We start from the raw sequence: 8,991 nt of genomic DNA on the forward strand, positions 1-8,991 counted from the left end.
TCGCTGACGGTACTGCGCCGAACACGCCACAGCCACCAGGCTGCTCAGTGGGTGACCGGCCACCCATCCCCTTTCGGGACGCGCGTGGTGGGTAGCGTCCGCCCTACTCTGACGGGATGGAACTGCGGACCGCGAAGACCCTCGGCATCCTCGCGATGGTGATCGGCACCCCAGTCGCCCTCCTCACCCACACGATCGGCTGGATCCAGACCGGCTGGGACCCGGCCGCCGTGCAGTGCCAGCACAGCGAGTACCCCGACGGGATCGACCTCTACTCCAGCCGCGTGTCGGGCGAGAAGATCCTCTACCCGCTCGGCCTGTCCTGCACCTACGCAGCCAGCGAGACCTCACCAGGAATCACCATCCGTCACTACAGGTGGGACGCCACCGCCCTCTTCACCGCAGCCGCCGCACTCGCTCTCGCGGGAACCGTCGTCGCGCTCAGAGCCGAACGCAAGCAGGAGCTCATCACCGAGTCGAAGGAAGAACGAGCGACGACATAGCGCAGCGCCCCCTCTGCCGGTCAACGATCCCGTAACGGGACGTTCCTGGCTCCAGGAGCGACAGTGACGTCACCCTCGATCTAGCGCCGGTTGCACGACGCTGATGAGAGCCAGCACGATCACCACGGCGGCGGTGACTGTTGCTGCCATGAGTGCTTGGCGAGCGGGCGAGTCGAAAAGCCCCGGCGCTTCGTCCGGCTCTAGGTCAGCGGAGTGAGCGCCCTTGGACGCAGCGGCGCGGATGGAACGGCCCTCCTGTTGCCCTTCGCGCACGCTCCTCTCAGGAGGAAGCTGGTGACGCAAGCTCGGGTAAGCCGTTGCCATGATCATGAGTGGAACGAGGACGACGAGAACGAGTGGTTCGTCCCACAAGTCGGGCCACGTGTTCAGCAACACGATCGCGACGACGACGAGCAGTAGCGCATAGGCGGATGCGTAACGCAACACCCGCGAACTGATGGACACGTGCTCAGTATGACGGCACGGCACGACCACCAGCCGACCCTATTACTGGTTAACAACCGCGGCCGAGAGGAGGGTCGCCAGACAGCAGGTGAGAAGCCTAACGATTCGATGTGGACCTGGCGCGCTCAGGAAGCAGATTCTCGGCGCAAGAGAATCTCCTGCAGGTCATGGATGCTTTGTAAGTCCGGGGCACGCCTCACCGTGTTCATGTAGGTAGCGATTACCGCGAGCGGCGCCGTAATGACGAGCAAGCCGACGGAAATCGGGGTAAGAGCCTGCGTGGAGGGGCCCCCGAACAAAAGATTGCCCAGCAGCAGGCCTCCCGCGAGACCGGCCGCCAGACCGAAGTCAAAACTGGCCCGCGCTCGTCGACGCACTCGACGGCACACTGCCGTGATCATCTCTTCCAACTCCGCGCTCGATCGGTCATTCAGGTCCACGCGCGGAGAATACCCGCCTGAGACCTAGCGCGCTTGCCACTCGCCAGAGAGATCCTGGCATCGCTGAGCTGATGCCGCACGCGACAGCCCGGCGGGGGGCGGTGTCGCCCTGCTCTCGGCCGCGACGCACAGCGCGACTGAGATCAACACCCGCCGGCAGCGGCCCATTGAACGATCTCCATAAGGGTCGAGGCGGTGTCGGGTGGGAGACTCTGCGGTAGTTTCACGACCGAGGGTGGTCATGGTGGAAGTGCTCAAGGGCTCGAGCCTGCTCGCGTCGGGTGTTGTGATCGCCGTGATCTGCTCGCTGTTGCAGTTTCAGGCCGGCGTTCGTGCAGATTTGAATCAGACAGGGGGCCAGCTCAGCCCAGTCCTGCTCGTGGGAATTCTGATCGGATTTGTCGTCTCAGCCGTCGGCGCGATTCAGCTGTTCCAGTGCTACGAACGGTGGGTCACCGCTTCCGCTAGCCGCCGTGCGAAGCCTGCGGACCTGGTTCCTCGGCGTAGGTGAGGTAGCACCGCACGACCGCGTGTCCCCCGCCACATGCGCACCGCTGGGTGCTACGTGAGACGCTGGGTGCTATGTGAGACGCTGACTGCTATGGGAATTCTTGCGAGTGTGTTTGGTGCTGGTTCCGATGAAGAGGCGGGCGCGGCGCTGTCGGGATCGGACGGTCTCGTCTGCGACATAGATCCGACCGGACTCTGGGAGCTCGAAGGCATCCTGACCTCGACACCAGCGCTCGAGGTTCCCGCGGCGCAGTACCAGCCGGTTGCGGCGACCGATGACTACGAGAGCTTCGTCATCGCAGTCAGCACCGGCCTGGGTGGCGCGCTAGACGCCGCAGGTGAGACGGGTCGTGCCGCCGCAGCGCGGCAGTGGGAGGATGCGTCGTCCGAGCTCGAGGGATGGTCACCCGAGCAGGTGCACCGCCTCGTCGAGGATCTCGCTTCGACACTCGCCTCAATCGCCGCGGCCGGTCAGCGCCCCTACCTGCGGGTGAGTGTCTGATCTGTGAACTGAGCTGAGTCAAGAAGTTACTCCGCTGGGACATCAACTAGATGAGGTGGAAGGTGCGGCGTCGGCTCAGTGCCCAGACGAGTGCGCCGGCGAGGAGCACCGCGCAGGTCAGCCCGGCGACGTGCAGGACGAGCGACGGCATTCCGTTCTCGGGGAGCAGGAAACCGTACGGCACCCACCCGTCGGTCGCTCCGCGGACGAGCACGACGACGACCCAGACGATCGGGTAGGGCAGGACCACCCACAGCCGGCGCCAGGAGAGCGGTCCGCGGTCGGCGAGGACGATCCAGTCGAGGAGGACGAGCGCGGGGAGCACCACGTGCAGGACGGCGCTGACCCAGGGCGGAGCCGTTCCGGTACCGGGAACGAGGGTGTTGTAGATCACGGCGACGACGATCGAGTAGGCCGTCGCCGCGCCGCGGACGTAGCTCAGCCACACCGGCGTCGGACGGCGGGCGAGCGCGACCGATCCGGCGACGATGAGCACCGCGCTCGCGAGGAGGCTGGTCTGGTTCGTGAAGTAGCCGAAGTAGTCGAACGGATTCGGATCGCCGGCCGCGATGCTCAAGGCGTAGGTGTGGAGGATCACCGCGATCGCCGCTGAACCGACGGCGACGCGAGCAGCGCCCACGAACGGGCGGGTCGGTGCCGGGGAACTCATCGGGTCAGCCTAAGAGCCGGTGGGCTTCTTGATGACCCGCGACAGACACTCCCCTTTCGGAACGGCGCTGCGCATTTCAGGCCGAGACGCGACCATGAGGCAACGCTAGGGCAGGCAGGGACCGCAGCGTGCACATTCAAGGCCGCGACAATGCTCAGGTGGCAGCGTGAACCAGGAGCTGGGCAGCCATGCCAGTGAGGACGATGAGCCCGACGCCCGTCCACGGGATCCACGCGCTGACCCCGCGCGGCCCGACTTTGAAGAGGAACGCCGCGATCACAGCCACGGAGACGCCGAGGGCGCCGAAGAAGCCGACCGCCATGCCCGCATCAGCCAGTCCGCGGTCGCAGGGCCTCGCGCTTGCGCACGAGTCCGTCGCGAAGCCCATTAGGACGCTGCTCACCATCGTCCACAAAACGGCAGGTAGGAGCACGACGACACCGAGGCCGACCGCCCACCGGTTCGCTCGGTCGCTGGAGTCGTCCACGCCCGTCACCGTACGCCCTCCGAACCGACGTCGTCATAGCCCGTTCATCGGGGCGACGACGCTGTCCCTTCTCGGGTAGTCACACCGTGGTGTATAGGCTCGCAGCAGCCGGTCATCGGCTTCCCGTGAGGAGAGAGCTGTGCGCCCTGCCGGAGTGCTTGTCCTAGCCCTGAGCGCTGTGTGCGTCGCGGGAGCCGGCGCAGCGGTGATCGTCGGCCTCGCATCCTCGTCGTCGCAGAACGAGGCGATCGCGACGGCACTGATCTCAGACCTCGAGCACCGGAACGCTCAGAGCCTGGTCGAAGGATCGCCGCAGCTCACCGGCCTCGGCGTCCCGGAATCGACCTCGACGCCGGGGCGGCTTGCGGTGATCGTGGAGGATGACGCCCGGCTGCGCGTTCAGCGAGACCGCTACCTCGAGCTCGGGGAGTCCTTCACGGCGTTCGAGACCGACGTGTCGCTGGACTCGGTGCAGATCACGGGCGACTCGGCCACGGTGACGTTCACCGAGAGCACGACCCTTCAGCGGAGCCCGTACGAGACCGGCGAAGCGGCTCCGGAGTACGCCTACTCGTTCCCGCAGGAGGCGACGCTGCGCCTACACGCGGGCACCTGGTCAGTCGACACCCTCACGCACGAGACGGCGCACACCCCGGCAGACTTCCCGGAAACCGTCGCACCGGACGTCTCCCCCACCAGCTGACACGGCATCACTCCCCAGGAGCATCGCCCGGACCTGACCGGTGAACGCTCGAGACGCGGAGTGGCGGTGAACTGCGCAGCAGCATCCAGCTCGGATGACGCTCGGGCAGTGCGCAGGTGGCTCTACTGTGGCGGTGCGGTCGAGAAGTGGGGACTTCGCTGACGCCGCACGCGACAGACCGGCGAGGGGCCGCCGGTGTCGCCCTGCTCTCGGCCGCGACCCGTAACGCGGCCGAGAGCAGCACCCGCCGGCTCACCGGCCCGATGAACGATCCCCTACCGGGATAGTGCAACTCGGAGAAACGGTGCGACCCTGACTGCATGGCTTCTGACGCGAATCTCGTTCCGCTGATCGTCACACTCGGGCACATCGGCGACGACAGCCTCCAATTGCGGTTTCCTCCAGAGTACAGCGAGGAAATTTTGGAACTGCTGGACGAGCACGACATTGACCACAACACGGCGGCGGAGTTTTCCGCTGGTCCGGTGGAGTGGATCGAGGTCGTCAAGGTCCTCGGTGCCGCCGCAGCGGGCGTCGGCGGGCTACGCGGTCTAGCCGCTGTCATCACAGCTTTCGTCCGCCGCCACCAGGACAAGAGGTTCATCTTCAAGCGCGGGGATTTGGAAATCGATGCGGCTGGGTACTCGCAAAAAGCCGTCGAATCTATGTTGCAGAAGCTTCCCGCAGAACAAGCGGCGCGGGACGCCGAGACTCGGCGCATCCTGGGTACATCCGCTGAGGATGATGGCTCCTCCGGGCCTTCGCACAAGTAGCGCCCCGAAGAAGATCACGAAAGACTCCAGACCATCGTCCAGACCCGCTGGCCCATCCCCCTACGGGACGCTTTGCAAGGTCTAGGCGCTCTGGTTGATCGGGAAGGTCAGCACAGCACTCACGGTCGTGATCGTTGCGACGATGAGGAATCCGGTGAGGCCGGCAGCGACACGACGCGTGCCGCGCCCATCCCAGCTCGGGCGGGCCCCGACGATGAGGCACACGAAGGACAGTGCGGCGCCGAGGCCCACCAGAAGGAACCACCCCATGAACAGCCCCTCGGGCTGAGAGAAGCAGTCGCGAGCAGGGTTGTCTCGGAAGATAAGGAAGTCTCGATACACCGGGATGCACCACCCGAATGCGAGCACCGACAGGCCAGCCCCTGCCGCCCCGAGAACGCCACTGACGAGCGCGCCGACAACACCGACGACCGAGAGCGCGGGCGCAGCAGCGTCGAGCCGCTTCGGAGTGACGTCTTCGACCATCGGTCTGCCCTAGACGCCCTTGCTCGCGTAGCGCTGCTCGCTGTCGATGGGCCCGAGGTGCAGAATGCTGCCTCTGCCGTCGCAGAGCGGAAGAGCGCCCGTCTCGATGCGCTTCGCGGCGGAGGCCCCTGGGATGGTCACCTCGAGCGCTTCGGCGTCCTCGCGCTGCTCGCAGGAGGCGATCGTGTCGGGTGAGTCGTCCCAGAAGACCCACGAGTACGCAGACGCTCCAGGCGCGAGCTCGACGGAGACGTCTTCGACGTCGTTGAGGTCGGAGTGCTCGACGGTCGTGACCGCTGCGCCGGCGGAATCGATCGCGGCCGGCTCGAGGTATCCGACGAGCGTGCAGGACTGCGGACCCGCGTTCGTCAGGACGAAGTACCCGCTGCGCCCGGATCCAATTTCAGCGTCCAGGTCCACGGTGATTGCGTCCTGGCAGGCCGTCGCCATCGCTGCGGGCGTCTGCGAAGGACTCGGTGACGGCGTGGTCACCGTCGCAGTCGACGTCGATGTCGCGACGGATGCCGACGGCGACGAGTCGGCACCCGCTTCCGCGGTTCCTCCCGCGCCGGTGCAACCGGTGAGGACGAGAACGAGCGCGGCGCCCATGACGAGGGCCGGACGTGCGCGGTGGATCAGCATGACCGAACACTAGGGGACTGGAAGCGCGGATCGAGCGCAGTCGAGTCGACATGCCCGTTGCGCGATCCTCTTACAAAATGCGCGCCAACGAAGTCGCACTTCGTGCCAGCCTCAGCGCGGAGTTCCACGGCCGACGAGGATCCGTGGTGTGAAGATCAGCATCGACGGTGAGCACTACCTCCTTCAGCGGAGCGCCTTCTGGGCCGAGACGCCGGACGTCATCGGAATCTACGGCTGCGCCGAGCGGGCCCGGGAAGTGGCCGGGGAAGCAGTGGGCGCGCCGCCCGGTCCCGATCGGTGGGTTCTCGAGACGTGGAGCGGCGGCGAGCTGCGCAGCAGCGTTCGGCTCGAATGACGTTCGGGCAGCACGCTGGTGGCTCTACTGTGGCGGTGCGGTCGAGAAGTGGGGACTTCGCTGACGCCGCACGCGACAGACCGGCGAGGGGCCGCCGGTGTCGCCCTGCTCTCGGCCGCGACGCACAGCGCGGCCGAGAGCAGCACCCTCCGGCTCAGCAGCCCGTTGAACGATTCCCATACGGAAGGGTCCGCCGGCACCAGGCCGTTGGGAAATCGGGCTCTAGTCGAAGAGGGTCTTTCGCACGTCCTCCACGAGGTTCTCGACTGCAAGCTCAGGCAGCGCTCGGCTGAGAAGGTCGCCTCGCCTGATGACGATCATGGGTACGACGACCTCTCCAGTCGGCCCCTGAGCAACGAGCTCGATCACGCGGTAGATCCGGGCCCCGTCCTGCAGCAGACCAGGCCGGACCGCCATAACGCGCTCTCTCCGCAGGACAATCACGGCGCGAGGACGAGAGGCACCCATGAAGAAGCGGACTGTCGAGCTCTGATCGATGGCCATCGTCGCGGAAACCCCTGGGATGATCCGGCTCCGCATCCCGAGGTCGCGAGCCGCAACAGCGAGGGACGTCTTGGTCACGATGGGAACGAGCAATGATCCCGGACGCCTGCGGAGGATCTCGCTCTCGCGTTGCACGGTCCGTCGAGAGACGACCGATCCGCCCACTGCGATGATCGCCATCGCCCCGATGATTCCGCCGATCATCGCCAGCCACGTGCTGCCGGTTCGGGAACTGTGGGTCAGCGCATAGGCATTGACGATCAGCCCCACGACGACAACGAGGAGCGGCAGGAGGAGGACCCGTGGCCTGCCCTCAAGAGGTCGGCGCGTCAATCGACACTCCTTCGGGATCGGCAGCACTGGTCAGACGATGCGATGTCCGTCACGGCCGGAGGGGAAGAACGAGTGAATCGCGGATCGACTCTAAACCGACCCGGCAGGAGGTCTAAGCCGCCCCGCTGCGCGATCCGCTGGCTGGCCCCGCGCCATCGTCGCAGCGCTTCATGCCAGGGCCACTGCGGCGTCCTGCGATCGGCGAGGATCCGTGGCGTGAGTATCAGTATCGACGGCGAGCACTACGTACTTCTGCGGAGCGCCTTCTGGGCCGAAACGTCGGTAGTCAGTGGGGTCTACGGCTGCGCGGAGCGGGCCTGGGAAGCGGCACGGGCCATGGCGGACGCACCGCCCCGACCTGATCGGTGGGTTCTTGAGACGTGGAGCGGCGGTGAGCTGCGCAGCAGCGTCCAGCTCGACTGACGCTCGGGCAACGCGCCGGGGGCTCTACTGTGGCGGTGCGGTCGAGAAGTGGGGACTTCGCTGACGCCGCACGCGACAGACCGGCGGGGGGCCGCCGGTGTCGCCCTGCTCTCGGCCGCGACGCACAGCGCGGCAGAGAGCAGCACCCGCCGGCTCGACGGCCCGCTGAGCGACCCCCTACCGGACGCCCATCGGAACAGCCCAGCGATCCTCATCGACCGAATCTAGGCTTCGGCTATGCGCCGAATACTGGTGGCTCTCACGCCCCTAGTCATCGCCCTCGCCGGTGTTGCGACCGGACTGGCGGTGGCACCCGACGTGCGGGCGGGCTGGATCGTCCTTGGAGTGACGGCAGCCGTTGTTGGGCTCTCTGCGGTCGTCGCCGCTCTCTATCTGTTCATGCACCGACAGGACCGATGATCTACGCTCGCGCACGCTCACGTTCCGACACTTCAATCAGTCTTGACGCCGGGTAGGGGATCGTCCCGTGCACGGATCCCCTACCGGACGCATGGTTGACGGTCCCATGGAGGGCGGCCGCCTCCACTAGACCTCTTTATCCGACTGGGGTGGCTACCCTCGAGCCCATGACCGACCAGCAGAACGATGCACGGTTGCGCGCGAGGCGGATCGCCGGTGCGACGGCGATTGTTCTCACCGTTGTCGCCGCGCTTCTCGTTCAGGCCGGCGCGAGCTTGCTGACCCTCGCCTCACCAGCCATGACGGACTGCCGGCCGCGCGAGATCCCGCTGAGCGCAGCAGCCTGGTACCTCGGCGCCCTGCTCGTTATCGGAGGATCCGTCTATGCGGCGGCGAAGACCGCGCGTGCGCTCACATCGACCGCGCTCCCCTACGCCCTCCTCCTCACAGCGATCCTCGGAATCGTGACGTTCTCGGGACTAGCGATCCTCATCGCCGGGCTGATGGGCTTCGCGGAGATGGATGACCCTGGACCGCCTCCGACAGGCGGACCCGTCCTGCTCCTCATCGCCGCACTCAGCACACCTGCCTGGGCGCTCGGCGCATCCAGCATCCTCATGCTGTCCAAGAGACGCAGAGTGCCGTCTCGTCCGGCGGCGTCGCTCATCGCGTTCGCTGCCATCACTGCGACGAGCGTTGGTCTCCAGCTCGTCAGGTTCACCCTGACCTGCTGACGGTGATCACAGAGGTCCTCTACGAAAGGGGCAACGACGGT

At 66.4% G+C, this 8,991-nt stretch carries 16 protein-coding genes; 9 read left to right on the plus strand and 7 right to left on the minus strand.

What is annotated here, in order from left to right:
* The first annotated feature begins 116 nt into the window (after nt 1-116).
* Nucleotides 117-503, plus strand: coding sequence for a hypothetical protein (locus C5C57_RS14630; protein ID WP_104250056.1), 387 nt, complete (start codon nt 117-119; stop codon nt 501-503).
* A gap of 69 nt (nt 504-572) precedes the next feature.
* Here C5C57_RS14630 and C5C57_RS14635 read toward each other — a convergent pair whose 3' ends face one another.
* Both C5C57_RS14635 and C5C57_RS14640 read right to left on the minus strand, forming a co-directional pair.
* Entirely contained in the window at nt 573-968 is a 396-nt protein-coding gene (locus C5C57_RS14635) for a hypothetical protein (RefSeq protein ID WP_104250057.1), read from the minus strand.
* Nucleotides 969-1,093: 125 nt separating this feature from the next.
* On the minus strand, nt 1,094-1,408 hold the full coding sequence (locus C5C57_RS14640; protein WP_146082437.1) for a hypothetical protein: 315 nt from the start codon (nt 1,406-1,408) through the stop codon (nt 1,094-1,096).
* Between the two features lie 241 nt (nt 1,409-1,649).
* Between C5C57_RS14640 and C5C57_RS14645 the strand changes: the two genes are divergently transcribed.
* Both C5C57_RS14645 and C5C57_RS14650 read left to right on the plus strand, forming a co-directional pair.
* Nucleotides 1,650-1,919: a hypothetical protein gene (locus C5C57_RS14645; protein WP_104248173.1), complete on the plus strand. Its 270-nt coding sequence runs from the start codon at nt 1,650-1,652 to the stop codon at nt 1,917-1,919.
* A gap of 90 nt (nt 1,920-2,009) precedes the next feature.
* Nucleotides 2,010-2,420 (plus strand): hypothetical protein, encoded by a 411-nt coding sequence (locus tag C5C57_RS14650; protein ID WP_104248174.1) that lies wholly within the window; start codon nt 2,010-2,012, stop codon nt 2,418-2,420.
* Between the two features lie 46 nt (nt 2,421-2,466).
* Here the strand turns inward: C5C57_RS14650 and C5C57_RS14655 are convergent, their stop codons facing one another.
* Both C5C57_RS14655 and C5C57_RS14660 read right to left on the minus strand, forming a co-directional pair.
* Entirely contained in the window at nt 2,467-3,090 is a 624-nt protein-coding gene (locus tag C5C57_RS14655) for a Pr6Pr family membrane protein (RefSeq protein ID WP_104297769.1), read from the minus strand.
* A gap of 154 nt (nt 3,091-3,244) precedes the next feature.
* Entirely contained in the window at nt 3,245-3,577 is a 333-nt protein-coding gene (locus tag C5C57_RS14660) for a hypothetical protein (protein WP_146082438.1), read from the minus strand.
* A 178-nt stretch (nt 3,578-3,755) separates the two neighbouring features.
* On the opposite strand from C5C57_RS14660, the gene C5C57_RS14665 reads away from it, so the two are divergent.
* Entirely contained in the window at nt 3,756-4,280 is a 525-nt protein-coding gene (locus tag C5C57_RS14665; RefSeq protein ID WP_104297771.1) for a hypothetical protein, read from the plus strand.
* Between the two features lie 320 nt (nt 4,281-4,600).
* Nucleotides 4,601-5,053: a hypothetical protein gene (locus C5C57_RS14670; protein WP_104297772.1), complete on the plus strand. Its 453-nt coding sequence runs from the start codon at nt 4,601-4,603 to the stop codon at nt 5,051-5,053.
* Between the two features lie 81 nt (nt 5,054-5,134).
* Here the strand turns inward: C5C57_RS14670 and C5C57_RS14675 are convergent, their stop codons facing one another.
* The gene (locus C5C57_RS14675) at nt 5,135-5,539 is read right to left on the minus strand and encodes a hypothetical protein (RefSeq protein WP_104297773.1); all 405 of its coding nucleotides are present in this window, start codon (nt 5,537-5,539) and stop codon (nt 5,135-5,137) included.
* Between the two features lie 9 nt (nt 5,540-5,548).
* On the minus strand, nt 5,549-6,181 hold the full coding sequence (locus tag C5C57_RS14680; RefSeq protein WP_104288891.1) for a DUF4232 domain-containing protein: 633 nt from the start codon (nt 6,179-6,181) through the stop codon (nt 5,549-5,551).
* 148 nt (nt 6,182-6,329) lie between these two features.
* Between C5C57_RS14680 and C5C57_RS14685 the strand changes: the two genes are divergently transcribed.
* Nucleotides 6,330-6,536, plus strand: coding sequence for a hypothetical protein (locus C5C57_RS14685; protein WP_104288892.1), 207 nt, complete (start codon nt 6,330-6,332; stop codon nt 6,534-6,536).
* A gap of 222 nt (nt 6,537-6,758) precedes the next feature.
* Here the strand turns inward: C5C57_RS14685 and C5C57_RS14690 are convergent, their stop codons facing one another.
* Entirely contained in the window at nt 6,759-7,310 is a 552-nt protein-coding gene (locus C5C57_RS14690) for a hypothetical protein (protein WP_146082439.1), read from the minus strand.
* 279 nt (nt 7,311-7,589) lie between these two features.
* Here C5C57_RS14690 and C5C57_RS14695 point away from each other — a divergent pair, with 279 nt between their 5' ends.
* From C5C57_RS14695 to C5C57_RS14700, 3 genes are all read left to right on the plus strand, one after another.
* On the plus strand, nt 7,590-7,796 hold the full coding sequence (locus C5C57_RS14695) for a hypothetical protein (RefSeq protein WP_104248267.1): 207 nt from the start codon (nt 7,590-7,592) through the stop codon (nt 7,794-7,796).
* 237 nt (nt 7,797-8,033) lie between these two features.
* The gene (locus tag C5C57_RS17820; protein WP_146082440.1) at nt 8,034-8,216 is read left to right on the plus strand and encodes a hypothetical protein; all 183 of its coding nucleotides are present in this window, start codon (nt 8,034-8,036) and stop codon (nt 8,214-8,216) included.
* A 167-nt stretch (nt 8,217-8,383) separates the two neighbouring features.
* Nucleotides 8,384-8,950, plus strand: coding sequence for a hypothetical protein (locus C5C57_RS14700; RefSeq protein ID WP_104223345.1), 567 nt, complete (start codon nt 8,384-8,386; stop codon nt 8,948-8,950).
* Nucleotides 8,951-8,991: the final 41 nt, after the last annotated feature.

Origin of the sequence: Rathayibacter sp. AY1C5, assembly GCF_002931705.1 — a bacterium.
GTDB lineage: Bacteria > Actinomycetota > Actinomycetes > Actinomycetales > Microbacteriaceae > Rathayibacter.